This window comes from Mycoplana azooxidifex (assembly GCF_014196765.1).
Taxonomy (GTDB): domain Bacteria; phylum Pseudomonadota; class Alphaproteobacteria; order Rhizobiales; family Rhizobiaceae; genus Mycoplana; species Mycoplana azooxidifex.
Map to the genome: position 1 here is coordinate 1 of NZ_JACIEE010000002.1, position 25,781 is coordinate 25,781.

Sequence of the window (25,781 nt, forward strand, 5' to 3'; positions counted from 1 at the left end):
TCTGCCTTTGCCGGACGACGTTCAATCCAGGCGCAACCTCCAGCATGTGCCCTCTACCTCAACCGCAGACGCCCTCCCGCGCAGCGGGTTCGTTCTCCGGCCCCATTTCGGACAGAGAAATTATTGTGCACAATGCCAACTTCTAGCATTAGCGCTGCGTGTCAGTGCTGGGTCGACCTGAGTCTTAGAATTTGCAAGTCTCTGCGCAATCAGGCCCCCGCAACCAATCATCCCGGAAATCCCCAAAAGCCCCGCAGAGGGGCTTTTTTGCGTTTCTGGCTTCTTACCCGGGATAGCGAGCACAAAGACCCCTCCGCGTAAGTGTCTCCAGATCGCCTTTTGCGTTTGGCCTTCGTGTCAAGTTCGCAGGTGCGCAGCTTTTCCGCGAAATCACGATAGGCTCTCGCGGCTGTCGATGATCCCGAGGATTGCCTCGCGGATTTGCCCCTTGTGGGGAACACTACCTCGAACGGGGAGTTTGCCCGGAGGGTGATTGTCGCCCCCGAATTCGAAGGAGGAAGTGCGATGAGAGTGAGTGAAGTCATGACCCGCGACGTCCGCGTCGCCAATCCGAGCGAGACCATCCGGCAGGCCGCTCGGATGATGGCCGAAATCGATGCCGGGGTTGTTCCCGTCGGTGACAACGACAGGCTGGTCGGGATGTTGACCGATCGCGACATCGCGATCCGCGCCGTCGCCGACGGCAAGGGGCCGGATACGACGGTCGGCGAGGTGATGACGACGGACGTGAAGTACTGCTTCGAGGACGAGGAGGCCGAACAGGTGTGCCGGAACCTGGGTGACCAGCAGATCCGCCGCATCCCGGTCGTGGACCGCCAGAAGAGGCTGGTCGGGATTCTCTCGCTGGGAGACCTGGCGATATCCGGCGCCGGCGGGACGGGCGCGACAGGCGAGGCGCTGGCCGCCATCTCTCGGCCGGGCGGGCCGCACTCTCAAACCAGCCGTGACAGGCAATAGCGCCGCGAAGCGGTTAAACACCGGCCCCGCTCTTCGCCAATGCTCTCCATCCGCCCGATGGAGTGAGCGCGAAGAGCGGGGTCCGGCGTTCGTCTGCGCGGTGCTCCTGCATCCCCCGGATATTATCCGGCGCATACCCTTGCTCGCGGCAATGGCTGAGACGGCAGAAGGGCTGGCACGCGGGTACGGCTTCGCCCGGTGCATTTGATTGCGCCAACCGATTGAAGGATAAAGCCTAGGCGAATTTTGCATAGGATGTTGCCCAAATTGAATTGGTCAGCCGCCGCCAATCGTTCCTATGGTCCGCGCCAGGATAACCGGCGCAGCAAGAGGAACAGATGGGCAGGATCGTCTACGTCCACGGTCATTTCGTACCGGAGGAAGAGGCCCGCATCGGGCTCTTTGATCGCGGCTTCCTGTTCGGCGATGCCGTCTACGAGGTGACGGCGCTGATTGGCGGACGGATGATCGATAATGACCTGCACCTCGCTCGCCTCGAACGCTCGCTGAAGGAACTCGGCATTTCTCTTCCCTTTTCCCGGGAAGAGATTATCGAAATCCAGAACGGGTTGATTGCCCGCAACGCCTTGCAGGATGGCACGGTTTACCTGCATGTCTCGCGCGGCGAGGCGGACCGCGATTTCTTCCATTCGGATGCACTAGTGCCGCTGCTCGTCGGCTTCACGCAGGCGAAGACCCTGACCGGCACGAAGGCGCAGCAGAACGGCATAGCGGTCGACCTGGCGGAGGATCCGCGCTGGCAGCGGCGGGATATCAAGACCGCCATGCTGCTCGGCCAGGTCATGGCCAAGCAGGCGGCGCGCGCCCGCGGTTTCGACGATGTGTGGCTGGTGGAAGAAGGCCTGGTGACGGAAGGCGCGTCCTCTACCGCCCATGTCATCACCGCCGACGGGCGCATCCTCACCCGCGCTGCCTCAAGGGCGACCCTGCCGGGCTGTACGCAGCGGGCGATTGCCCGGCTCTGTGAAACCGAGGGATTCATGCTTGAGGAGCGGGCCTTCACGCCCGAGGAGGCGCAGGCGGCGGCGGAGGCGTTCCAGACCTCGGCGTCCAGTCTCGTCATGCCGGTCGTGCGCATTGGCGACCGGGTGGTCGGCGATGGCAAGCCCGGCCCGACGACGCGCCGGCTGCAGACCCTTTATCTGGAAGCCGCCGGCGTTCCGTCCTAAGGAAGGCCGAAGCGTTCGGAGGAATGGAATGAAGACGGCGCGTGAACTCGGATTGATGCCGGAAAGCCGGCTGAGTGTGGGACCGGACAATGCCATCACCGACGTGCCTGGCGTTGCGGTCGGGCACCGCTCGCTGCGCAGCGAGGGCATCTTTACCGGCGTGACGGCCGTCGTTCCGCATCCGGGCGATCTGTTCGGCGTAAAGCCGCGCGCAGCCGTCGAGGTCATCAACGGCTTCGGCAAATCGGCAGGTCTGATGCAGGTGGCCGAACTCGGCACGATCGAAACGCCGATCCTGCTGACCAATACCTTTGGTGTGGCAGCCTGCACGGAGGCGCTGATCCGCCGGGCGATTGCCGAAAATCCGGCCATCGGACGGAAAACCTCGACCGTCAATCCGCTGGTCTGCGAATGCAACGACGGCAGCATCAACGATATTCAAGCACTGGCCGTCACGCCCGACGATGCCATGGCAGCGCTGGATGCAGCCCGGCCGGGCCCGGTCGAGCAGGGTGCGGTCGGCGCCGGCTCAGGCATGACGGCTTTCGGCTTCAAGGCGGGCATCGGCACGGCCTCGCGGATCCTGCGTATCGCCGAACGCGATTTCACGCTCGGCACGCTGGTCCTCGCCAATTTCGGCGCAGCCGGCGATCTCGTCCTGCCGGATGGCCGTCGGCCTGATCCGCGCGTGCCTGCTGATCCCGAGCACGGCTCGATTATCGTCATCATGGCGACGGACCTGCCGCTCGACAGCCGGCAACTGCAACGCGTCGCCCGGCGCGGCGGGGCGGGGCTTGCCCGGCTTGGCGCCTTCTGGGGCCATGGCAGCGGCGACGTCGTTCTCTGTTTCACCACTGCGGACCCGGTGGCGCATGAGCCGAAATCGCCGATCGTCACGCAGGGGCGGCTTTCCGACGATTTCATCGACATCGCCTTCCGCGCTGCCGCGGAGACCACGCAGGAGGCGGTGCTGAACGCGCTCTGCGCGGCCTCCGCCACACCGGGGCGCAATGGCCGCATCTATCCCGCCCTGGCAGACTGGCTGAAAGAGAGCACGAATCCATGAAGGTCTTCATCTCCGCCGATATCGAAGGCACCGCCGGCATCGCCCATTGGGACGAGGCCGAGCGCACCCACCCCGACTGGACCGAATTCCGCGCCTTGATGACCGCAGAAGTGGTCGCCGCCTGCGAGGGTGCGCGCGCCGCCGGCGCCACGGAGGTGGTGATCAAGGACGCCCATGACAGCGGGCGCAACCTGATCCTCGACCGCCTACCCGACTACGCCCGCATCGTGCGCGGCTGGTCCGGCCACCCGGACGCCATGATGTTCGGCCTTGATGCCGGTTTTGCGGCCGCGATCTTTACCGGCTATCATTCCAAGGCGGGCAGCGAGGCTAATCCGCTCGCCCACACGTCCAACCTGCGCATTTCGCGCTTGCTGCTGAACGGTGAGGTCGCCTCGGAATTCACAGTCAATGCGCTCTGCGCCGCCGAGTACGGCGTGCCTTCGGTCTTCCTTGCCGGCGATGCCGGCATCTGTTCGGAGGCGCGGACCATGGTGCCGGGGCTGAAGGCCGTTGAGACGCTGGAAGGCAAAGGCCGCGCTGCAACCTCGATTTCCCCCGCCTGGTCGCGCCGCCTCATCCGCGAAGGCGTGGCGGAAGCGCTTTCGGGAGATTTCGCGCAGGTGCTGCCGACCAGGGCCGAACACTACGAGGTCGTCATCGAATTCAACAACCCGACCGATGCCTATCGTGCCGGCTGGTATCCCGGTGCCTATGCGCACGGCCCCCGCGCCGTCGCCTTCAAGCACGTGGATTTTGCCGAAATCTTGCGCGCCCTCGTCTTTCTGAAAGTCTGATCAGGCCGGCTCGCGCTGCTCCAGCAGTTGCTTCGCCGTGCGCCACAGGTCCTCGACCTTGCGGCTGCGGCTTGCGGCTTGCCGGTAGAGGCGGATTTCGAGGTCGAGGTTCCAGCCTGCATCCGCGGATGCGGGCACGAGGCGTCCAGTCTCGATCTCGTCGCGTGCCAGGCTTTCGGGCAGCCAGCAGACGCCTGCGCCCGTGACCGCCATGTTCATCAGTCCGGCGCTGATCGTGTTTTCATGTGTCGTGCGGCGGCGGAAGGGCGGGCGGCGCAGGAGCAGGCGCGACAGGGCTACTCCGAAGAAGGAATTGAACCCGTAGCTGAGATAGGGAATGGCAAGCCGCGGCTGCGCGACGGCGTGGTCGAGGATGTGCAGCCCCGGCTGCGTGCCGCCAGCCATGGAGACCTGTGCCGAGGCAAGCGGGATCAGCCGGTCATGTGCGACCGTCAGCGATGAAAATTGCCCGCGATCGAGGTGGAATGGCACTTCCGGATGGGCGTAGGTCAGGAAGAAATCCGCCTCGTCGCCAACGAGAGCGTCAAGATTGGCCTCGATGCCGCCGCGGTCGGGCATGAGCGAGGTGCTGAAGGCGCCGCCCTCCTTTTCCAGGGCCTTCAACCAGTGTGGAAAGAACGTCACCGTCAGCGTATGAAGTGCGGCGAAGCGGACCAGGCCCGGCTCGTGCGATGGCCGCAATGCTTCGCGTGCCGCATAGAAGGTCCGGATCGCCTCCTGCGCGACCGGCAGGAAGCTGCGCCCCGCCGCCGTCAATTCAGCCGGCATGGTGGCGCGGCTGATCAGTGTCGCGCCGAGCCAGCTTTCCAACAGCTTGATACGGCGGCTGAAGGCGGGCTGCGTTACATTGCGCATGTCCGCCGCTCGTGAAAAACTCGACGTGTCGGCGAGCGTCACGAAGTCCTCCAGCCACTTGATCTCCACCCCCGGCTGCCTCCCGATCCAATCCATTCGTGAAATCGATCATAAGTCATTCAATCGAAATAGGTATGCCAATTCGGCATGGGGTCTTGCCAAAAGCGAATTGGCCAAGCCAGTCACAACCTTTCACGTTGCATCAGGAGGAACGGGACGCCGGTCTCGGTTGTCCCGACAGGGGAGTGGTGAATGTCCGTTGCAATCGAAGCCGATCTTATCCTGCACAATGGCCGTCTCTGGCGCGGCCGGGAGGAGGGCATCAGCGAAGCTGTTGCCGTTTGGCAGGGCAAAGTCCTCGCGACGGGCAGCAGTGCCGACATGCTGAGCCTGAAGGGGCCGCGCACCGAGGTCATCGACCTCGAAGGCCGTTTCGCCAGCCCTGGCCTCATCGACAACCACCTGCATCTCATCTCGACCGGCATCACCATGGGCTGGGTGGACGCGACGCCCGCCGCCGCGCCGACGCTTGCCACCCTGATGGAGAGGCTTGCCGAGCGCGCAGCCGCAACGCCGAAAGGTGGCTGGGTTCGTGCCCGCGGCTATGACCAGGTCAAGCTCGATACCGGCCGGCATCCGACGCGCGAAGATCTCGACCGCGCCGTGCCCGATCATCCGGTCTTGCTGACACGCGCCTGCGGCCATGTCGCCATCGCCAATTCGCTTGCATTGGAGCTTGCAGGCGTAACCGAAGCGACACCGGTGCCGGACGGCGGTGTGATCGGCCTCACCGACGGTCGCCTCAACGGTCTTCTGGCCGAAAACGCCATCGGCCTCATCAAGGCCACGATGCCCGCGGTGACGACGGAAGAACTGATCGACGGCATCGAGCGGGCAGGGCGCTATCTTCTCTCGCTCGGCATAACGAGCTGCATGGATGCGGCGGTCGGCCAGCTCTCGGGCTTTGCGGAAATCCAGGCCTATGAGATGGCGAAGGTTTCCGGTCGCCTGCCCGTGCGTGTCTGGTTGACGCTGCTCGGCGATCCCGGCGTCTCAATTGTCGAAGATTCCTGGCGCGCCGGGCTTGTCTCCGGTGCCGGTGACGACATGCTGCGCGTAGGGGCCGTGAAAATCTTCCTTGATGGCTCGGCGGGGGGGCGCACGGCCTGGATGACCAGGCCCTATCAGGGCGAGCCGCATAATCTCGGCGTACAGATGCTGCCGGACGCCGAGGTGGAGGCGATCGTCAGATCCTGCCACGACCGCGGCTATCAGATGGCCTGCCACGCCATCGGCGATGGCGCGATCGAGCAGCTCATCACTGCCTATGAGAAGGCCCTTGCGGCGAACCCCGATCCCGATCGGCGCCACAGGATCGAGCATTGCGGTTTCCCGACGCCCGAGCAGGATGCGCGCATGAAGGCGGCCGGCATCCTGCCCGCGCCGCAGATGGCGTTCATCCACGATTTCGGCGACAGCTACATTTCCGTGCTGGGCGAAGAACGCGGAAAACCGTCCTACCCGATCGGCAGCTGGATGCGCATGGGTATGAAACCCTCGACCGGTTCGGATTCGCCTGTCTGCTCGCCCGATCCCTTCCCGAATCTGCACGCGATGATCACCCGCCAGACCGGCAAGGGCACGGTCATGGAAGACGCCGAACGGCTGAGCCCGGAAGAGGCGCTCCAGGCCTACACGGAATACGGCGCCTATTCCCAGAAGGCCGAGGCTGTGAAGGGGCGGCTGGTACCGGGCCAATGGGCCGACATCGCCGTCTTCGACAACGACCTTCTGGCCGCCGAGCCCGAGACCATCCTGTCGGGCACCCGCTGCCTGTTGACCCTGCTTGCGGGCCGCGTCGTGCATGACGCACGTTGAAGGCCTGCGGATTTGAATCGAAACGATGCCGGAAATGGCACGAGAGGGAGAACGAAATGCTCAAAAGACTGACACTGGCTGCAATGCTCAGCCTCGGCGTGGCTTCCGGGGCGCTTGCCGCGGGCGAACGCCATGGCGGAACGCTCGTCTTCACCGCGCCCTACGGCTCGAGCTTTGCCACGCTCGACGTGCAGGCAAGCCCGCACACGCAGGAAGAGTTCATCACCCAGGCCATCCACCGCGCGCTCTATAGCTGGGATTCCATCCAGAACAAGCCGGTGCTGGAACTGGCTGATTCCGAGGAGGTCTCCGAGGATGGCACCGTCCACACCTATCACCTGCGCAAGAATGCCGTCTTCCACAACGGCAAGCCGCTGACGGCCGACGACTTCATCTACAGCTACAAGCGCATCGCCAATCCGAAGAATGCCTTCCCGGGCGCCAGCTACATAGCAAACATCAAGGGTGCGGATGCCTATATCGCCGGCAAGGCGGAGGAAATTTCCGGTCTGAAGAAGATCGACGATAACACGCTGGAAATCACCTATGTCGGCCCGATCAATCCGGGCTTCCCTCTGATGCAGAACACGACGGTGATCTATCCGTCCAATGTGGAGGATGAATCGAGCTTCGCCAAGACTCCCGTTGGTCTCGGTGCGTTCGTCTTCAAGGAGCATGTGCCGGGCTCGCAGGTCGTCGTCGAAAAATTCGACAAGTACTATGAGGAAGGCAAACCCTATCTCGACCGCATCAACATCGTGCTGATGGCCGAAGACGCCGCGCGCGACGTCGCCTTCCGCAACAAGGAAATCGACGTCTCGATCCTCGGCCCGACACAGTACCAGGCCTATCAGGGCGAAGATGCGCTGAAGGGGCAGTTGCTTGAAGTCGCCGAGGTCTATACCCGCAATGTCGGCTTCAACCCGGCCTTCGAACCCTTCAAGGACAAGCGGGTGCGCCAGGCGATCAACCACGCCATCAACGCGCCGCTGATCATCGAGCGCCTCGTCAAGAACAAGGCCTATCCGGCTTCCGGCTGGCTGCCGATTTCCTCGCCGGCCTTTGACAAGGACAAGGCGGCCTATGCCTTCGATCCGGAAAAGGCCAAGGCGCTGCTTGCCGAAGCCGGCTATGCCGATGGCTTCGAGTTCGAGGTGACGGCGAGCCCGAACGAAAGCTGGGGCGTGCCGATCGTCGAGGCTCTGCTGCCGATGTTGAAGAAGGTCGGCATCACCGTGAAGCCGAAGCCGGTGGAAAGCGCGGCGCTCGGCGACGCGGTCACGTCGAACAACTTCCAGGCGTTCATCTGGTCGAACTCGTCCGGTCCCGATCCGCTGAACGCGCTGCGCTGCTTCCATTCCAAGACGGCGCAGTCGGCCTGCAACTATACGAGCTATGCGAGCCCGGAGTTCGACAAGCTCTATGAGGCGGCCCAGCAGGAGCGCGACGCGGCCAAGCAGATCGATCTTCTGCGCCAGGCCAACAATATCGTGCAGGACGACGCGCCGGTCTGGTTCTTCAACTACAACAAGGCGGTCATGGCCTACCAGCCGTGGATCCACGGCCTCGTGCCGAACGCGACGGAGCTGGCGCTCCAGCCCTATGACGAGATCTGGATCGACGAGAACGCTCCCGACTCGCGCAAGTAAGCCTTGAGAGGTTCGGGGGTGGCGTCAAAGCTGCCCCCGCATCGATTGTCGCGCCCGGAAGGGCGGCCAAAACGGAACCGCTCATGCTTCGTTTCACCCTGCGCCGCATATTGCAGGTCATCCCGACGGTGGTCGTGGTGGCGCTGCTGATCTTCGTCATCTTCTCCGTCGTGCCCGGCACCTTCGCCGCCAGCCTCTTTGCCGATGGCAAGCACGCCGCAGATCCGCAGATGATGGCCCGGCTCAACGAGGAGTTCGGGCTGAGCAAGCCGCTGGCGGAGCGCTTCTGGACCTATGTCACGGATCTGGCGCAGTTCGATCTCGGCACCAGTTTTCGCACCCGCCAGCCGGTGATCGACCTCATCGGCGACCGGATGGGAGCCTCGTTGCAACTGGCGATCGCCGCCATGCTCTTTGCCCTCGTCATCGGCGTGCCGCTCGGCTTTCTCGCGGCGCTGCGGCCCGGGTCGGTGCTCGATACGGCGACGATGATCGGCGCCGTGTCGGGTCTTTCCATGCCGCAATTCTGGCTCGGCCTGCTGCTGATGTATCTCTTCGCCCTGCAACTGAACTGGCTGCCGAGTTTCGGCTACGGCGACGGGTCGCTGCAGAACCTCATCCTGCCCGCCATCACGCTCGGGGTGACGCCGCTGGCACTTCTCGCGCGCACCACGCGGGCGGGTGTGCTCGACGTACTCAACGCCGACTTCATCCGCACCGCCCATTCCAAGGGGATGAGCAAGATGAAGGTCGTGCGCTGGCATGTGGCGCGCAACGCGTTGGTGCTGATCGTCACCACGGTCGGCCTGCAGTTCGGCTCGCTGATCGGCCAGGCCGTCGTCATCGAAAAACTCTTTGCCTGGCCCGGCATCGGATCGCTTCTGGTCGATAGCGTGGCGATCCGCGACATTCCCGTGGTGCAGGGCACGATCCTCGTCATCGTGCTGTGGTTCCTCATCATCAATACGGCCGTCGATCTGATCTATGCCGCGATCGATCCGCGCATCAAGCAGGAGTGAGGGGAATGCGCCTCGGCTTCAATTTCTGGCTCGGAGCGGCGCTGACGGCGCTGGTCATCTTTGCCGGCCTGCTCGCCCCGTGGATTGCGCCCTTCGATCCGGTGCTCGATGCGGACCTGATGAATTCCGAACTGCCGCCGGACGCAACCTTCTGGTTCGGCACGGATGCCCAGGGGCGTGACGTCTATTCCCGGATCCTGTACGGCGCGCAGATTTCGCTGACCGTCGGCATCGTCTCGCAGGTGATCAACTCGCTCATCGGCATTACCCTCGGCATGACGGCCGGTTACTGGGGCGGCTGGTGGGACGACCTGGTGAACGGGCTGACCAACGTGATGCTGGCGATCCCCTCGCTGATCTTCGCGCTTGCCGTGATGGCGGTGCTGGGGCCCGGCCTGCCATCGCTCCTGATCGCGCTCGGCCTCACGAACTGGAGCTGGACCTGTCGCATCGCCCGTTCCTCCACCCTGTCACTGAAATCGCAGGGCTACGTCCAGGCCGCGCAGACGTTGGGTTATGGAGATCTGCGCATCATGTTCAGCCAGATCCTGCCCAACATGATGGGGCCGATCCTCGTCATGGCGACGCTCGGCATGGGCTCGGCGGTCTTGTCCGAGGCCGCACTCTCCTTCCTCGGGCTCGGCATCCAGCCGCCGTTTCCGAGCTGGGGCTCGATGCTGACGGATGCGCGCCAGCTCATCCAGCTGGCGCCTTGGGTCGCGATCTTCCCCGGTCTCGCCATCTTCCTGTCGGTGCTCGGGTTCAACCTTCTCGGCGACGGCCTGCGCGACAGCCTCGACCCGCATATGAGGACGCGCAACCCATGACCGCGCCGCTTCTCGACATCAGGGACCTGATTTTGGGCGTGGCGCTCGGCCGCTCCGTCCGCCCACTTCTGAAGGGTATCTCCTTCCAGATCATGCCGGGCGAGGCCTACGGTCTCGTCGGCGAATCCGGCTCCGGCAAATCGCTGACGTCGCTCGCCGTGATGGGCCTCCTGAAGAAGCCGCTCGCGGTTTCAGGCGGCGAGATTCTGTTCAAGGGGAAGAATCTGCTTGCGCTGCCACAGCGGGAGATGCGGAACCTGCGCGGCAATCGCATCGCCATGATCTTCCAGGAGCCAATGACGGCGCTGAACCCGCTTTCCACCATCGGCCGCCAGATCGCGGAGATGTTCGTGCTGCATCAGGGCAAGGGCTGGGACGAGGCGGGCAAGCTTGCTGTCGAGGCACTTGCAAACGTGCGCGTGCCCAACCCCGACCGGCGCGCGCGCAACTATCCGCACCAGATGTCCGGGGGGCTGCGCCAGCGCGTGATGATCGCCATGGCGCTTGCCTGCAATCCCGATCTGCTGATCGCCGACGAGCCGACCACCGCATTGGACGTGACCGTCCAGGCCGAAGTCCTGCGGCTGATCAAGGAACTGTGCTCCGAGCGGGGCACCGCCGTGCTCTTCATCAGCCATGATCTCGGCGTGATCGCCAGCACCTGCCAGCGGGTGGGCGTCATGTATGCCGGGTGCCTGGTGGAGGAGAACGAGACGCAGGCGCTGTTTGCCGATCCCAAGCATGAATATACCCGCGGGCTTCTCGGCGCCCTGCCGCGCCTCGGCAGCCGCAGTCTGCATGGACGTCAGCGGCTGGTCGATATCGACAGCATCATCGCCGACCGTTCGAAGCTGACCGAGACGCGCTTTATCGCGCCGCGCGGCACGGAAGGGCGCCAGCCATGACCGCCCCCCTGCTGCAGGTCGACAATTTGCATGTGCATTTTCCGATTTCCGGCGGCGGCCTGCTGGGGGCCGGACGGCGGACGCTTTACGCCGTCAACGGCATCAGCTTCGAGCTGGCCAAGGGCGAATGCCTGTCGATCGTGGGTGAATCCGGCTGCGGAAAGTCCACCACGGCCCTGTCGATCCTCGGGCTGCAGGCCCCCTCGGAAGGAGCGATCCGATACCGTGGCCTGCCACTGAGCGGCCCGGGTGCGCCCGGACGGATGCAGCGTGCGAGAGCGGTGCAGATGGTGTTTCAGGACCCCTATGCATCTCTCAATCCGCGTCAGTCCGTCAAGACGTCCCTGGCGGCTCCCCTGCGGCTTCATGGGATCACGGCGAAGTCCGAAATATCCGACCGCATCGAGGTCATGCTGGCGAATGTGGGTTTGACACCCGAGCAGGCCAGCCGATATCCGCATGAATTTTCCGGCGGCCAGCGACAGCGCATCGGTATCGCCCGTGCCCTTATCCTCGAGCCGGAAATCGTGGTTCTGGACGAGCCGGTTTCGGCTCTGGATGTGTCGATCCGTGCGCAAATCATCAATCTTCTGCTGGATCTGCAGGAGAAGCTCGGCCTGTCCTACCTCATGATCAGCCATGATCTGAGCGTGGTGGAACACATGAGCAACAGGGTGCTCGTGATGTTCGCCGGCCAGGTCGTGGAGGAAGGGCCGTGGCAACAAATCTTCACCTCGCCCGCCCATCCCTATACGCGCAGGTTGATTGCGGCCATTCCCGATCCGTACGCCGCGATGAACCGGGGGGAGCGACCGGAGCGCTTTACCGATGTCGCGCTGCCAGCGGGACGCGACTTCTTGTTCGAAGTCGGTACCGCTCCGGATGTTTTTGCGGCACCCGCACCATCCGAACTGATCGAGATCGCTGTGGATCACAGGGTCCGGTTGGCTTTGACGTAGATGCTGGACAATTCGGGGGAGATTGGAAGCACAATGGACCGAAAGCCAAAGATAGCCGTGATCATGGGTGAGAACACCGGTTCAGGTGGTGATCGCTATGATATCTCGAAGCGTTATTTCTCCGCTATCAGCCGAGCCGGGGCCTTTGCCTTCGGCATTCCGTACGTGCCTGCCTTGATCGAGCAGGTAGTCGAGGAGTTCGATGGGTTTTTGAGCGTCGGTGGGCGGATAAGCTTTCCCAAGGAATGGTACGTCGAAGCAGACCAGTCCCAGTACCCACAGTCCGAGCGTCTTGCTGTCGAAGTGGCGTTGATGAAAGGATTTCTCGCTCGCGACAAACCGGTTCTGGGTATCTGCAATGGCATGCAAATGCTGGGTTGCCTGAACGGCTGCCGCATGGTTTCGGATGTGCATTCCTCGTGGCCAGGTGCGCTCGACCATGACCGATCCGATGCACTCCATCCGGTGCATATCCCCGACGGCACCAGAATGTCTGAAATCCTCGATGCCGAGACATTTGACGTGAACACCTTTCATCGGGAGGCGATCGTCGAGATATCCGGCAACGTGGTCGTTACCGCCCGCGGGCCGGATGGCGTGGTCGAAGCAATCGAGGTGAAATCACAATCTTTTGCCATGGGTCTTCAGTGGCATCCAGAATTGCTCGACCCAATAGAGCATCCAGGCGCTCGAATATTTGACGCATTCGTGAAGGCTGCAAGCTAGCGAAAAGCTCTATTTGGCGAGGGCCCTACAGCATGTCGCGCAAAAGTGTGCAGCGGTTTTGCGATTACGACATGCGCAAAATCAAAGGCCTAAAGCGCACGAGCGAATCTGAAAGATCGCGACGCGCTTTAGGTTCGAGCCCTTTCAGGTGATCGCCGGATCAAAGCGGGGATCACCAGCCCGCAAAGTCCACCAGCAGCCTTTCGTCGACCCGTCCCCCGGCGACATCGGCGAGCGCCTCGTCGAGGATGGCAGCGCCCTCGAGTGCCTGGCTTTCCGTCAATATCAGCGCAGGCGTGAACTCCAGTACGTTGGAATTGATGCCGACATAGTAGAGCACGAGGCCGAGCTGGAAGGCGCGGTAGACGGTGAGGGCCGTCTGGCGTGCGGCCGGTTCGCGGCTGGCACGATCCGTCACAAGCTCGACACCCAGGGCAAGGCCGCGGCCGCGGACGTTGCCGATCAGGGGATGGCGTGTAGAAAGCCGGTCGAGAGCCTCGCGCAGCATCGCCCCCGTCCGTTCCGCATGGGTGACGAGATGATCGTGTTCGATGGTTTGCAAAACAGCGAGCGCTGCGGCGGCGCAGACGGGATTGCCGTGCACGGTCTGCAGCGAGAAGGCGACGGCGTGGTTCATGATCGCCTCCGGCCCGACCACCGCGGAGATCGGCAGGCCGCCGCCAAGGCCTTTGCCGAAGACGACGATGTCCGGCTCGATCCCGCAATGTTCGAAGGCGTTGAAGCGGCCGCTGCGGCCGAGGCCGACCTTCACCTCGTCCGAGACGATGAGGATGCCATGTTTGCGGCAGAGCGCTTCCACTGCCTGGAAAAACCCGTCCGGCGGCACCAGCATGCCGCCATCCGATTGGATCGGCTCGATGAAGAAGGCAGCAACCTCCTGCGGCGGCACCTCTGTCGCGAAAAGTTTCTCGATGTCGGCGAGGGCGGCGTCCTTCGCGGCCTCGGGGCTGCCGGCGGCATAGCTGTTCGGATAGGGCACGAGCGTGAGACCGGCGGCGCGCGTGCCCTGCTGCGCCGGATGGCCGGATATGGCCATGGAGCCGACTGTGCCGCCGTGATAGGCGCCCTCGAAGGCGAGGATGCGCGGCCGGCCGGTGGCGGCGACGACCATGCGGGCGACCGTCTCGTTGGCGTCCGAGCCGGAATGACCGAACCAGACGCGACCGCGGGCACGTTCCGGCACGAGCGACAGCAGCTTTTCGGCAAGCAGGACACACGGTTCGTTCGCGGTGGAGAGGTAGCTCGCGCCCGCCTGATCGGAGAGCGCGCGGTTCACCGCCTCGCGGATCGCGGGATGCGCGTGGCCGAGGCTCGCGGCACCCCAGGAGGCAGCGAAATCGAGGAGTGTTCGCCCGTCGTCGCCGGTCAGATAAGCGCCGCTGCCGCCGACGACCGCCTGTGGGAAGAACCGCAGATGCGCCATTTTCGAGACCGATCGGCTTTCGCGGGCGTAGAGGCCGGACATGCGCCTATCCTCCGCTATTTGAAGAAGGCCAGAACCTCGTCGAGCTGAACGACGTGGCAGTAGATCATGTTGATGATCTCCAGTTCCCGCCGGTGCAGTTCGTCCGTCGCCGCAGCGCCACAATCGTCGACGACGACCACGCCAAAACTTTCGTCGGCAAGGCTGCGCACGGTGGAGGAGACACACTGGTCGGTGAAGATGCCGCAGCAGATCACGTTCTTGATGCCCATGTTGTGAAGGATGAGGCGAAGGTTCGTGCCCGTCAGGGCGCTGTCGGTCGTCTTGGTGATGACGATCTCGTCGGCGCGCGGTTCGAGTTCCGGCACCACCTGGCCTTCCGGTAGCTCCTTGGGCAGCAGCAGGTAGTTGAAGCCGGGCTTCTTCTGGCTCAGCGACCGGTCGCGGCCGTCCGGCTTGAGGCAGGCGATGCGGGCAAAGATGACCTCCACCTTGCGCTTGCGGCATTCCTCGATCAGCCGCGCGGTGTTCGGGATCACCGTTTTGCGCATGCGCTCGTAGAAGGGTTGCCAGCGGGCGGTTTCCTCGGCTGTGTCCTTCGGGTCGAGATAGGTGTTCTGGATGTCGATGACGAGCAGCGCCGTTGTCTCCGGCTCCAGCACGATGTCATCCGGCGCCTCGGCATTGGCGTAGTAGAAGGAACGGTAGGCGGTTTTCCAGCTCACTTGACAATCTCCTTCTTGCGACGGGCGCGGGTGAGGATGTGGCCGATCTCGCGGTTCGGGAACAGACCGCCGGGCTTGACGATCATCACGGCGATCATGGCGAGCGCCAGCACGATCTCGGTGAGACCGACGACCTGGCCGGCGCCGATGGCGGTGGCGTTCAGCGCGCTTTCCGTGCCGCGAAGGCCTTCATAGGCGAAGGTGATGAGGATGGTGCCGGCGACGGCGCCGGTCACCGTATTGGCCCCGCCGATCACCAGCATGGTGATGATGAGGAAGGTCTCCTTCAGGTAGAAGGCCTTTGGCGCAAAGGAGGTGATGAAGTGGCCCCACAGCGCCCCGCCGATGCCGGCGATGAAGGCGGCGAGGATGAAGGCGCGCCAGCGCAAGTGCGGGATGTTCGCGCCGAGTGCTGCGGCCGCCACCTCGTCTTCTCGCGAGGCGCGCAAGAGCTTGCCGGTGCGCGATTCCTTGAAGAGGAGTGCGATGACGATCACGACGGCCGCGACGACGGCGGCGATCGCCATGTCCGTCGTCTTCGGCAGGCCGAAAAGCGTGCGCGGACCGTTGGTGAGGGCGCTCCAGTTGTTCATGACCGTGTAGAGCACGACGAGCAGCGCGAAGGAGGTGATGACAGCCGCGGCGTCCGAAAGCCGCATCAGCGGATAGGCGACGAACGCCGCCACGAGCGCGGCCACGACGCCTGCCGCCAGCATGGCGATGTACGGAGAAACTTCGACGACCTTCATGAATTCATAGAGGTCCGGCAGCGCCATGCCCTTCATCTGGGCCGGAATGGTCAGCACGGCGGAGGTGTAGGCGCCGAGCCCCATGAAGCCGATATGGGCGAAGGAGAGCAGCCCCGAATTGCCCATGAAGGTCTGCAGGCCGACGACGAGCACCAGCGAGATCAGCAGGTTGGTGGCAATACGATCGTAGAGGCGGATGCCGAGCAACTGGCTGCCGACGGCGATCGCGACGATGACGGCGATGAGGACAACGGCGGTGATATAGGAGTGTTTCATGGGTCCGCTCCTCAGGTCCGCTGACCGCTCGCCGGGCCCTTGATGAGGCCCTCCGGACGCCAGAGCAGGATCAGGATGACGAGGCTGAAGGTGAAGGCATCGCGGAACTTCAGCAGGTCCTGCGACAGGGTGTAGTTGAGCGTCGTGTCGATGAGCGCCAGCAGGAAGCCGCCGACGACGGCGCCGGGCAGGCTCCGCATGCCGCCGATGACGGTGGCGATGAAGGCGACGAGCAGCGGCTCCAGGCCGACACCCGGCACGACGGTGCCGATGCGCCCGATCCACAGGATGCCGACGACGCCGGCGAGGAAGCCGGACAGCGCGAAGGCCGAGGAGATGATGAGGTTCGCCGGCACGCCCAGCATGCGCGCCATGGTGAAGTTCGTCGCCGCGGCGCGCATGGCGATGCCGAGCGTCGTCCTGCGCATGAGGAAGGCTACGGCGGCGAGCAGCACGATGGAGGCGGCAATGGTGATGAGGTTGCGCACCGGCGTGATCGCGCCGCCGATCGAGACGGTCTGCGAGAAGATGTCCGGCAGCGGCACGTTGCGCGGGCGCGGCGAGATGAAGAGCAGGGCGGCATTCTGAAGCAGGTTGGAGAAGGCGAAGGAGGTGATCAGCACCGCCGTCACCGACTTGGCCCGCACCGGGCGAAAGGCGACATAGTCGGTAATGATACCGAAGACGATCGCCATGCCGACGGCGAGCACCGCCATGATGATCCACGGCAGGCCGGATCCGCTGGTGAGGAACATGGTGTAGCCGGCGACCATGATGAGTTCGCCATAGGCGAAGTTCACCAGCCTGAGAATGCCGTAGATGATGACGAGGCCGAGCGCCATCAGCGCATAGGCGCCGCCGAGGCTCAAGACGTCGATGACGAACTGGATCGCGAAAGCCATGGGTCAGCCTCCCAGATAGTGCGCGCTGAGATCGCTGGTGGCGCGTATCTCTTCGGCCGTGCCGGATGTGGCGATCGCGCCCAATCGCATGACGTAGGCGCGGTCGGCGACGGAAAGCGCCTGGTTCACGTTTTGCTCGACGAGCAGGATGGTGAGGCCGGATTTTTTCAGCGTCTCGATCATCTCGAAGATGCGCTCGACGATGGCCGGCGCGAGGCCGAGCGAGGGCTCGTCGAGCAGGAGAACGCGCGGCCGCGCCATCAGCGCGCGGGCGATGACGAGCATCTGCTGTTCGCCGCCGGAGAGCGTGCCGGCCGGCTGGTTCGAGCGTTCGGCGAGGCGGGGGAAGAGCGTGTGCAGCTTTTCGAGGTTTTGCCGGTTGCCGGCCTGGTCGCGGCGGTGGATGTAGGCCCCGAGCATGAGGTTTTCGGCGACGGTCAGGTCCGGGAAGACGTCGCGGGTTTCCGGCACGGTGGCAAGCCCCGCGCGGATGACCTGTTCGGGGTTGGCTGTGGTGATGTCCTTGCCTTCGAGCGCGATCGAGCCACCTGCCGCCTTCAGGGCGCCGGCGATGCACTTGATGGTCGAGGATTTTCCTGCGCCGTTCGCGCCGAGCAGGCTCACCAGTTCGCCCTTGCCGACGGAGAAACTGACGCCGCGCACGGCGCGGATCGCGCCGTAGCTGACGGAAAGGTCGTTGATCTCAAGCATGGGCCGCCCCCTTGCCGAGATACGCCTCGATGACGGCCGGATGGCCGCGGACGTGGGCAGCACTGCCCTCCGCGATGGTGCGGCCGGAGGCGAGGACGTGCAGCCGGTGGCAGAGGCGCATGATGAGGCCCATGTCGTGATCGATGATGAGAAGGCCGAGGCCGCGCGTCTTCGGCAGCTCGGAAAGGGTGTGGAGCAAGGTTTCCGTTTCCGCGTCGTTCATGCCGGCGGCGGGCTCGTCGAGCAGCAGGAAGCGCGGCTCGGCGGCAAGCGCCCGGGCGATTTCGACGCGGCGTTTGTCGCCGTAGCTGAGGCTTTCGCCGAGTTCGTCGGCTTTTGCCGCCAGGTGGAGTTCGGCGAGCAGATTTTTCGCACGCTCGGTGGCCACAGTGCGGGACGCGCCCTTCGCCAGCGCGGCGGCTTCGACATTCTCCAGCACCGTCATCGTGTTGAAGAGGCGCACGATCTGGAAGGAGCGGCTGACGCCCGCAAGCGCGATCCGGCGCGGCGAGAGACCCGACAGCGTCGTGTCGCCCGCGGTGATCGTGCCGGTCGCCAGCTTCACCTGGCCGGTAATGGCGTTGATGAGCGTCGTCTTGCCGGAGCCGTTCGGTCCGATCAGGCCGACGACTTCCCCGGTCGAGACGGAGAGCGACACATGGTCGAGGGCGCGGAGGCCGGTGAATTCCACCGACACGTCGTTTACCGCGAGGCGCGTTTCAGGCATGGCTTTTCCGAAAATGGAGGGCCGGCTTTTCAGCCGGCCCGAGATGTCCGATCAGGGCTTCGGCAGGGATTCCGGCTTGCGCCATCCGACGAAGCTCGGCTTGCCGCCCTTGAGTTCGATCACGGCCGCCGCCTTGTTCGGCACATGGCCTTCTTCCGCGGTGCCGTAGTCGAGATCGCCGGTCAGGAGCTTGAACTGGCCGTCTTCCAGCGCCTTGGCCACGGCCGCACCATCAGTCGAGCCGGCCGCCTTGATCGCCTCGGCAATCAGCATGATCGTGTCCCAGCCGGTCGAGACGAAGGAGGTGTCCGGCGCCTTGCCGTGCATGGTCGTGTAGAGTTCGATGAACTTCGCCATGTCCGGGTGCGCTTCCGGTCCCATCCAGGTGTGCGTGACGAAATAGACGTCGTTGCCGAACTTTTCACCGAGCGTTTCGTGCATGGCCGGGTCGTCATAGGCGTCGCCGCCGAGGACCGGTGCGTCGTAGCCGACTTCGCGCAGGGCGCGGATGATCATGCCGATATCCTGGCCGTAGGACGAGACGAAGATCACGTCCGGCTTCTTGCCGAGCGCCTGGAGACGCGCGAGCTGGGCGGAAAAGTTGTTGTCGCCGTTGGTGTAGGTGTCTTCCAGCAGGATCTCGCCGCCGTCGGCCTTGAACTGCTCGACGAAATATTTCGACAGCGACTTGGTGTAGGCGATGAACTGGTCGGTGACGACATAGGCCGTCTTCCAGCCCTTTTCCTTCACCGCGAAGTCGGCCGCCGTCGCGCCCATCGTGGTGTTCCACATGGAGAGCGTGAACTGCTTGTCGCCGAGCGACCAGGAGGAGTAGAGCGGATCGGAGGCGCAGGTCGAGATGCCGACGAGATCGGCCGACTGGGCCTCGCGGCTCGCCGGCGAGCCGAAGTCGAAGTCGCAGGGTGCGACGATAACCTGGGCGCCCTTGTCGATCAGTTCGACGGCGACATTGCCGACCGTCACCGGATCGGACTTGCCGTCGATGTTGATGAACTCGACCTGTTTGCCGAGCACGCCGCCATTGTCGTTGAGGTATTTCACCGCGACCTGCGCGCCGTTGTAGCCGGGCGTGTCGAGCGGGGCCTGGATGCCCGTCATGGACAATGCGCCGCCGATGACGATCTTGTCGTCCGCGGCGACGGCTGCGGAGGAGGCGAGCGCAAGGCTTGCTGCCGCCAGAAGCAGTTTGGAAGTCTTCATCATGGTCGTTCCCCTTAGTGATGCCGTTCGGCGTTAAATGAATGAGCGGTCCGGCCCTTTTTGTTTTGTTCTCGGCCTGCTTTCGGATGCTCCTTGTTTTCGTCCCGTCGGTTCGTGCCGGGCAGCCTTACTGCCCGATTTCCTTCAAGAGATCGTCGGTCGAGACCTGCCGGCAATAGCCCTTGATCGCGCTGAGCGACGTGTTGTGCCGTTCTTCGGAATAGGTGCCGCAGGCGTCCGGCACGAGCGTCACGAGGTAGTTGAGGTCGCAGGCGTCCCGCACCGCGGATTCCACGCACTGATCGGTCAGAAGTCCACACAGCACGAGTTGTTTTACGCCGAGATTGCGCAGGGTGTAGTCGATATGGGTGGAGACGAAAACGCTGGACGAGCTCTTCGGGAAGGCGATCTCGTCCTCCAGCGGTTCCAACTCGTCGATCACCTTGCCGTCCCAGGAGCCCTTCGGCACGTTGAAGCCGGTGATCTTGTAGTCGAGGCTGCGGTCGCGGCCGTCCTTGGTGAGGCTCTCGATCGTCGTGTGCAGCACCTCGATGCCGGCCTTGCGGAAGCCGGTGAGCAGGCGTTGCATGTTCGGAATCGCGACCTCGTGGATACGCTTGAAGTAATAGCCGTACTTGCCCTCGATATCCGCGTCGGAAACGTCCTTGAACTCACCGCCCTCGCGGCGCACGGAAAAGTTCTGCACGTCGATGAAGAGGATGGCGGAGGCGGCCGGATCGAGCGACACGTCGCGGGTGGTGAGATGGTCAGCGGCCATCAGGCATTTCCTTCGAGGCTGTCTGCCGCAAGGCGGAGGGGACCGGCGAGGCGATCCGCCCATTCCTGTTGCCCGCGGGCGTCGTTGATGAGGTCGTTGCGCACTTCGAGAAGCACGTGCGGAATGCCGCGCCGTTCGCCATGCACCGGGATCGTGAAGTCGGAGACGTCGTCGACGTGGTACGGCGCGTTGAGTTTCACCGTGACGTCCGGATTGGCGACGCGGAAGGTCTCCGCCAGCCGTTCGGAAAAGCGGGCGTCGTGATTGTAGAGAAGGCCGAGTTCGAAATCGCGAACCGCGCCCGTTGCGCGCATGACCGGCGTGAAGCTGTGCACCGAGACGAGGAAGAGTCGCTTGCCCGCCGCCTGACGCTGGTCGAGCGCGACGGCGATGGCCTCATGCAAGGGCTGGTGGATTTCCACGTAGCGGCAGCGCCGTTCATGGTCGGAGATGTCCGCGTTGACAGGCACTACGGTGCCGTCGCTTTGCGTGACGATGCAATCCTTCGCCTCGAAAGGGCGGTTGCAGTCGATAACGAGGCGGCTATAGCGCTGAAGGATGAGCGCGGCGTCGAGCCGTTCGGCAAGGCCACGCGCCACACCTTCGGCGCCGACGTCATAGGCGATGTGCCGATCCATTTCCTCCGGCGCAATGCCGAGGTCGCCGAGCGCCGCAGGCACGGAGCGGCCGGCATGTTCGCAGGTGATGAAGATGGTCGATGCGCCGGTGGAATTGACCCGCTCCACGGGATCGGGGTCGCCCGCCCGCAGCAATCTGGTCGTGTCGCGATCTGCGAACCTGAGCATGGGATGGTATCCGTAAGGCGGTCCGGTGAGGGCTGGCGGCGCGGGCTCCGATGACGATCAGTCAAAGAAATTTTTCAATCATAGTCAATCCTATTTTTCCGTTTGACTAATTTTTTTCATGGCGCAAATATCCGCTCGACAATGGGAACAAACGCCAATGAGCGATGGGAAATCGTCCACGACGGTCCGCACGAGGATCCGCGAGGCTGCGGCACAGCTGACCGCCAGCGAGCGCAAGATCGCCAACGCCATCCTTGCGGACTATCCCTTCACCGGCCTCGAAAGCATCCAGGAACTGGCGGCCAAGACCGGCGTCAGCGCCCCCTCCGTCACCCGCTTCGTCAGCAAGATCGGCTGCGGTGGCTTCCAGGATCTGCAACGCCAGCTGATCGCCGAATTGAGGGAGGGACAGCGCTCGCCGCTCGACCTCAAATCCAGCCAGAAGCCGGTCGGTCACTCTGAATTCCTGTCGGAATATGTGGCGCGCGTTTCGGCAGTCATGCAGGAAATGACGGCGACGGTCTCACAGGCGCAGTTCGACGTCCTTGCGAACCTCCTCGCCGACCCATCCCGCAACATCTTCCTGCTCGGCGGACGCGTGAGCGACAATGTCGCCGCCTTTCTCTCGATCCATCTCCGACAGATCCGCGCCGGCATCTATCACATGGCCGACAACCCGGAATTCTGGCCGGAGCATGTGCTGCGCATGCGCAGGAAGGATGTCGTGCTGCTGTTCGACTTCCGGCGCTACCAGCTCAGCCTTGCGCGCCTTGCCGAGACGATCTCCGAGAAGCGTGGCGCGACCATCGTCGTCGTCACCGACAAGTGGATGTCGCCGGCCGCCCGCAGCGCCGATCACATCGTCGCGCTGCCGATCGATGCCGGCACGGCCTGGGATACGGTGGCGGCCCCGATGGCGCTCGTCGAGGCGCTGATCGTGCGCGTCTCCGAGGCAGATTGGGAAGCGACGCAGAAACGCATCAACGACTGGGACGGCATCCGCTTCGAGATGCCGGGCCATGACCAGGACAGGATCAACGGGGACGCCGATGAAACGTGAGGAAATGATGGTCGCCTGCTGCGGCGACCTTTCGGGCAAGGTGCGCGGCAAGGCCTTTCCGCTGGCGCAGATGGACAAGCGCCTGAAGCGCGGCGTCGGCTGGACGCCGACCAACGTGCAGATCACCTGCTTCGACAATATCGCCGAAAGCCCCTTCGGTTCGTTCGGCGACCTCGTGCTCATTCCCGATCCCGCCACGCATGTGAGCATCGAAAGCGAGGAGGGCGCGCCGAACGAGAATTTCGTGCTCGGCAATATCCGCTACACCGACGGCCGGCCCTGGGAATTCTGCACGCGCTCCATCCTCGAAGCCGCCCTTGAACGCCTGCAAAGGGTGGCGGGCGTCACCCTCTACGGCGCGTTCGAGCACGAGTTCCAGATCAAGCACCTCGTCTCCGAGGTCGGCAAGGCCTTCACGCTCGGCGGTTTCCAGGAGGAGCGGCATTTCTGCGAGGCGATCATCGCGGCGATGCGCGAGGCGGGCGTCACACCCGACACGATCCTGAAGGAATTCGGCGCCGGCCAGTTCGAGGTGACGATGGGCCCGCAGAAGGGCGTCACCATCGCCGATCATTCGCTGATCACCCGCGAACTCGTCGGCCTCGTCGCCCGCGAGCTCGGCTACGATCCGACCTTCACGCCGATCCGCGATCCGGCCGGCGTGGGCAACGGCGTGCACGTGCACATGAGCGTGCTGGGTTCGACCGGCAAAGCCGTTACCTACGATCCGAACGGTAAGCACGAACTTTCCGACGTCGCCGGAAAGTTCGTCGCGGGTATCCTGAAATATCTGGACTCGATCATCGCCATCACTGCGCCGAGCGTCGTCTCCTACCTGCGCCTCACCCCGCACCGCTGGAGCGCGGCCTTCAACAATCTCGGCTTCCGCGATCGCGAGGCTTCGGTACGTATCTGCCCGGTCTCCGATATCAGCGACATCGCCCGTGCCGACCAATTCAATTTCGAGTTTCGCGCCGCCGACGGCGCTGCAAACCCGCATCTGGCGCTTGCCGCGATCGTCCATGCCGGCGTGCAGGGCATCGAGGAAGGGTTGGCGGTGCCGGATGCGACGCAGGAAGACCTTTCGTTGCTGAGCACGAAGGCTCTCGCCGCCCGCGGTTACGTCCGCCTGCCGCAGACTCTGGAAGCGGCCCTCAAGCGTTTCAGGGACAATGTAACGGTATGCGGGTGGTTCCCGGAAGGCTTTGCCGACGTCTACGTAAAGCACAAGGAAGGCGAGATTGCCTATCTGGCCGGCAAGACCCAGACGGAAATCTGTGCTGCATACGAGAGCGCTTACTGACGCGCATTCTGAAACTCGAAGATTTGCAACCAATAGTAAATGCGGAGCTCGCGGGCCGGAGCGCCGATCTGTTGAGCCAGGGCTAAGAGGGTTCCTGCCAGCGCGTGGCGGCCATCGCTCGTGAACGGAAGGCCGATTGGCAGGGGGAGTTGCGCGACCATCTCCCTGATCGGCAGGAACGTGTTTAGGCGGATGTATGCGCGCCAGCGTGCGAAGGCAGCCCTAGCCTTGGGGGCGAATGATGCCCGTCTCGGTCACGATCACGTCCATCGCGATGTCGTGCATCTGCGGATAGATGGTCGCGAGCTTCGACGCGCCGTAGCCGACGCCGATGACGCGCGGTCTCGTGGGCATGGTCGCCAGCGTTCGATCGAAGAAGCCCCCTCCATAGCCGAGTCGGTAGCATGCCGGGTCGTATCCGACGACCGGGGCCAGCACGATGTCCGGGGTGCACGGGCGATGCTCCGCCGGTACGGGGATGTTCCACGCGCCGCGTGTAAGCGCGTCGCCCTCCTGCCAGAGGTGGAATTCCAGCGGTCTCCCCGTTTCGACCACGACCGGCAGCGCCGTGCACCCGCCGTGCGCTGCGATCCGCTGGAGCAAGGGCCGGAGGTCCGGCTCTCCGCGGAACGGCCAATAGGCGCTGACAATGCGGCCGCGGACATCGCCGATCTCGGCAAATACGCCGGCCGCGATTGCTTTTCCCTGGCGCTCCCGCTTCTCGGCGGGCACGGCGAGACGCTCTGCGATGAGGCGCTCCCGCTCGGCCTTGCGCCAGCGGCTCACATCCTTCCAGGCTTGCAGGTCGAGTGGTCCAGGCAGGCCCATATAGGCGGGGTCGACCTCATGCATGAAGCAGGCCGGCGAGGCGAAGGTGGCGGGGATGTCGTCGTCGGCCATTGCTCCTCTCCTCTGCAGCCTCAGCAGGCGGCAAGACCGGCCTCCAGGCCGGCCAACAGGTCGTCGATGTGCTCGAGCCCGACGGAAAGCCGAAGCAGCCCGTCGCCGATGCCGGCCTTCGCGCGCGCTTCCGCGCCCATGTCGACATGGGTCATGGTGGCAGGATGCGCGACGAGGCTTTCGACGCCGCCGAGCGATTCGGCCAATGTGAAGTGGCGCACATGGCCCACGAAGCGGCGCACGGCCGGCACGCCACCGTCAAGCTCGAAGCTCATCATCGCGCCGAAGCCCTTCTGCTGTCTCGCGGCAAGGGCATGGTCCGGATGATCCGCGAGACCGGGATAATGCACGCGGGCAACGGCTGAATGCGAGCGAAGCCGTTGGGCGACCGCCATCGCATTGCGCTCCTGCGCCGCCATGCGTGCAAAGAGGGTTCTGAGGCCGCGGAGCGTCAGCCAGGAATCGAAGGGCGCTGCAATCGCGCCCGTGGCGTTGGCCCAGCGTTTCAGGTTGCGTGCTTCCTCCGCCTCGGCCGCAATCACCGCGCCGGCAATGACGTCCGAATGGCCGTTCAGGAATTTGGTCGTCGAATGCAGCACATAGTCGGCGCCGAGCAACAGCGGCTTCTGCAGGGCCGGGGACAGGAAAGTGTTGTCGACGGCGACGCGTGCCCCGGCCTCCTTGGCAAGGGCGGAGAGAGCGGCGATGTCCACGACGCGCATCAGCGGATTGCTCGGGCTCTCGATCAGGACCAGCGCGGGGCGATCCTCAAGCGCGGCCCTGAAGGCAGGGTTATCCGACTGGTCCACCAACTGGAGCGTAAGCTGTCCAAGTCCGGCACGTTCCTTCAGGAGACGCAGCGTGCCGCCGTAACAATCGTGCGGCGCCAGAACCGCGCTGCCGACAGGAAGCCGGTTCAATAGAAGGTCGATCGCCGCCATGCCGCTCGGCGTCAGTACGGCGCCGGCGCCGCCCTCCAGCCTGGCGATCGCGTCCCCCAGCAGGTCCCGGGTGGGGTTGCCGACACGGCCATAGTCATACGCGCGCGGCGTGTCGAACCCGGCAAATTCATAAGTGCTGGAAAGGTAGAGTGGCGGCGCGACCGCGCCGAAAGCGGTATCGCTGGCCACGCCGTGCGCCGCGGCAACGGTTTCCGGTTGAACCTGGTTTGCCGCTCGCTCGGACATCAACGCATGCTCCTCATGTCGAGCAAGCAAAATGGCCAGCTTGTTGTCTTGTGACAAATGAATTCTATTGCGGTTTGTCTGCAGTATATTTGCTCTTATTCTCGCAACAATCGGCAGGAGAT

The 25,781-nt window shown here is 64.0% G+C and carries 25 protein-coding genes; 13 read left to right on the plus strand and 12 right to left on the minus strand.

The window, feature by feature from the left end; genetic code table 11:
- Window positions 1-525 precede the first annotated feature (525 nt).
- The 4 genes from GGQ64_RS03420 to GGQ64_RS03435 all read left to right on the plus strand — a co-directional run bounded on the left by GGQ64_RS03420 (window position 526) and on the right by GGQ64_RS03435 (window position 4,031).
- On the plus strand, window positions 526-978 hold the full coding sequence (locus GGQ64_RS03420; RefSeq protein WP_183799182.1) for a CBS domain-containing protein: 453 nt from the start codon (window positions 526-528) through the stop codon (window positions 976-978).
- A 338-nt stretch (window positions 979-1,316) separates the two neighbouring features.
- Window positions 1,317-2,168 (plus strand): D-amino-acid transaminase, encoded by an 852-nt coding sequence (locus GGQ64_RS03425; RefSeq protein WP_183799185.1) that lies wholly within the window; start codon window positions 1,317-1,319, stop codon window positions 2,166-2,168.
- A 28-nt stretch (window positions 2,169-2,196) separates the two neighbouring features.
- Window positions 2,197-3,234, plus strand: coding sequence for a DmpA family aminopeptidase (locus GGQ64_RS03430; protein WP_183799188.1), 1,038 nt, complete (start codon window positions 2,197-2,199; stop codon window positions 3,232-3,234).
- Window positions 3,231-4,031, plus strand: a complete 801-nt coding sequence (locus GGQ64_RS03435; protein WP_183799191.1) for a M55 family metallopeptidase — start codon at window positions 3,231-3,233, stop codon at window positions 4,029-4,031. The genes GGQ64_RS03430 and GGQ64_RS03435 overlap by 4 nt, the downstream gene beginning before the upstream one ends.
- On the opposite strand, the gene GGQ64_RS03440 is transcribed toward GGQ64_RS03435, so the two are convergent.
- Window positions 4,032-4,976, minus strand: a complete 945-nt coding sequence (locus GGQ64_RS03440; protein ID WP_183800780.1) for a LysR family transcriptional regulator — start codon at window positions 4,974-4,976, stop codon at window positions 4,032-4,034. It abuts the gene before it with no gap.
- Between the two features lie 183 nt (window positions 4,977-5,159).
- Between GGQ64_RS03440 and GGQ64_RS03445 the strand changes: the two genes are divergently transcribed.
- The 7 genes from GGQ64_RS03445 (at window position 5,160) to GGQ64_RS03475 (ending at window position 12,870) form a co-directional block, all read left to right on the plus strand.
- On the plus strand, window positions 5,160-6,785 hold the full coding sequence (locus GGQ64_RS03445) for an amidohydrolase (RefSeq protein ID WP_183799194.1): 1,626 nt from the start codon (window positions 5,160-5,162) through the stop codon (window positions 6,783-6,785).
- Window positions 6,786-6,841: 56 nt separating this feature from the next.
- The gene (locus tag GGQ64_RS03450) at window positions 6,842-8,434 is read left to right on the plus strand and encodes an ABC transporter substrate-binding protein (protein WP_183799197.1); all 1,593 of its coding nucleotides are present in this window, start codon (window positions 6,842-6,844) and stop codon (window positions 8,432-8,434) included.
- An 83-nt stretch (window positions 8,435-8,517) separates the two neighbouring features.
- A complete protein-coding gene (locus GGQ64_RS03455; RefSeq protein ID WP_183799200.1) occupies window positions 8,518-9,453 on the plus strand; it encodes an ABC transporter permease in 936 nt (311 codons plus the stop codon).
- A 5-nt stretch (window positions 9,454-9,458) separates the two neighbouring features.
- Window positions 9,459-10,280: an ABC transporter permease gene (locus GGQ64_RS03460; RefSeq protein ID WP_183799202.1), complete on the plus strand. Its 822-nt coding sequence runs from the start codon at window positions 9,459-9,461 to the stop codon at window positions 10,278-10,280.
- Window positions 10,277-11,185, plus strand: coding sequence for an ABC transporter ATP-binding protein (locus tag GGQ64_RS03465; RefSeq protein ID WP_183799205.1), 909 nt, complete (start codon window positions 10,277-10,279; stop codon window positions 11,183-11,185). The genes GGQ64_RS03460 and GGQ64_RS03465 overlap by 4 nt, the downstream gene beginning before the upstream one ends.
- Window positions 11,182-12,144, plus strand: a complete 963-nt coding sequence (locus GGQ64_RS03470) for an ATP-binding cassette domain-containing protein (RefSeq protein ID WP_183799208.1) — start codon at window positions 11,182-11,184, stop codon at window positions 12,142-12,144. Before GGQ64_RS03465 ends, GGQ64_RS03470 begins: the two co-directional genes overlap by 4 nt.
- 63 nt (window positions 12,145-12,207) lie before the next feature.
- Window positions 12,208-12,870: a gamma-glutamyl-gamma-aminobutyrate hydrolase family protein gene (locus GGQ64_RS03475; protein WP_246422314.1), complete on the plus strand. Its 663-nt coding sequence runs from the start codon at window positions 12,208-12,210 to the stop codon at window positions 12,868-12,870.
- Window positions 12,871-13,042: 172 nt separating this feature from the next.
- Here the strand turns inward: GGQ64_RS03475 and GGQ64_RS03480 are convergent, their stop codons facing one another.
- The 9 genes from GGQ64_RS03480 to GGQ64_RS03520 form a co-directional block, all read right to left on the minus strand.
- Window positions 13,043-14,356, minus strand: coding sequence for an aspartate aminotransferase family protein (locus tag GGQ64_RS03480; RefSeq protein ID WP_183799214.1), 1,314 nt, complete (start codon window positions 14,354-14,356; stop codon window positions 13,043-13,045).
- A 14-nt stretch (window positions 14,357-14,370) separates the two neighbouring features.
- The gene (locus tag GGQ64_RS03485) at window positions 14,371-15,039 is read right to left on the minus strand and encodes an isochorismatase family protein (protein ID WP_183799216.1); all 669 of its coding nucleotides are present in this window, start codon (window positions 15,037-15,039) and stop codon (window positions 14,371-14,373) included.
- Window positions 15,036-16,064, minus strand: a complete 1,029-nt coding sequence (locus GGQ64_RS03490; RefSeq protein ID WP_183799218.1) for a branched-chain amino acid ABC transporter permease — start codon at window positions 16,062-16,064, stop codon at window positions 15,036-15,038. The genes GGQ64_RS03485 and GGQ64_RS03490 overlap by 4 nt, the downstream gene beginning before the upstream one ends.
- Window positions 16,065-16,075: 11 nt before the next feature.
- Window positions 16,076-16,966: a branched-chain amino acid ABC transporter permease gene (locus GGQ64_RS03495; protein WP_183799220.1), complete on the minus strand. Its 891-nt coding sequence runs from the start codon at window positions 16,964-16,966 to the stop codon at window positions 16,076-16,078.
- A gap of 3 nt (window positions 16,967-16,969) precedes the next feature.
- A complete protein-coding gene (locus GGQ64_RS03500; protein WP_183799222.1) occupies window positions 16,970-17,677 on the minus strand; it encodes an ABC transporter ATP-binding protein in 708 nt (235 codons plus the stop codon).
- Entirely contained in the window at window positions 17,670-18,404 is a 735-nt protein-coding gene (locus GGQ64_RS03505; RefSeq protein ID WP_183799224.1) for an ABC transporter ATP-binding protein, read from the minus strand. Before GGQ64_RS03505 ends, GGQ64_RS03500 begins: the two co-directional genes overlap by 8 nt.
- Before the next feature lie 51 nt (window positions 18,405-18,455).
- Window positions 18,456-19,628, minus strand: coding sequence for an ABC transporter substrate-binding protein (locus GGQ64_RS03510; RefSeq protein WP_183799226.1), 1,173 nt, complete (start codon window positions 19,626-19,628; stop codon window positions 18,456-18,458).
- A 124-nt stretch (window positions 19,629-19,752) separates the two neighbouring features.
- Window positions 19,753-20,403, minus strand: a complete 651-nt coding sequence (locus tag GGQ64_RS03515; protein WP_183799227.1) for a cysteine hydrolase family protein — start codon at window positions 20,401-20,403, stop codon at window positions 19,753-19,755.
- Window positions 20,403-21,209: an N-formylglutamate amidohydrolase gene (locus tag GGQ64_RS03520; protein ID WP_183799229.1), complete on the minus strand. Its 807-nt coding sequence runs from the start codon at window positions 21,207-21,209 to the stop codon at window positions 20,403-20,405. The genes GGQ64_RS03515 and GGQ64_RS03520 overlap by 1 nt, the downstream gene beginning before the upstream one ends.
- Before the next feature lie 157 nt (window positions 21,210-21,366).
- Here GGQ64_RS03520 and GGQ64_RS03525 point away from each other — a divergent pair, with 157 nt between their 5' ends.
- Window positions 21,367-22,269 (plus strand): MurR/RpiR family transcriptional regulator, encoded by a 903-nt coding sequence (locus GGQ64_RS03525; protein ID WP_183799231.1) that lies wholly within the window; start codon window positions 21,367-21,369, stop codon window positions 22,267-22,269.
- Window positions 22,259-23,572, plus strand: a complete 1,314-nt coding sequence (locus tag GGQ64_RS03530) for a type I glutamate--ammonia ligase (RefSeq protein ID WP_246422316.1) — start codon at window positions 22,259-22,261, stop codon at window positions 23,570-23,572. Before GGQ64_RS03525 ends, GGQ64_RS03530 begins: the two co-directional genes overlap by 11 nt.
- Before the next feature lie 222 nt (window positions 23,573-23,794).
- On the opposite strand, the gene GGQ64_RS03535 is transcribed toward GGQ64_RS03530, so the two are convergent.
- Window positions 23,795-24,472, minus strand: coding sequence for a 5-formyltetrahydrofolate cyclo-ligase (locus GGQ64_RS03535; protein WP_183799234.1), 678 nt, complete (start codon window positions 24,470-24,472; stop codon window positions 23,795-23,797).
- Between the two features lie 20 nt (window positions 24,473-24,492).
- Window positions 24,493-25,659 carry a cystathionine gamma-synthase gene (gene metB, locus GGQ64_RS03540; protein WP_183799237.1) on the minus strand — a complete coding sequence of 389 codons (1,167 nt, stop codon included), beginning with the start codon at window positions 25,657-25,659 and terminating at the stop codon, window positions 24,493-24,495.
- Window positions 25,660-25,781: the final 122 nt, after the last annotated feature.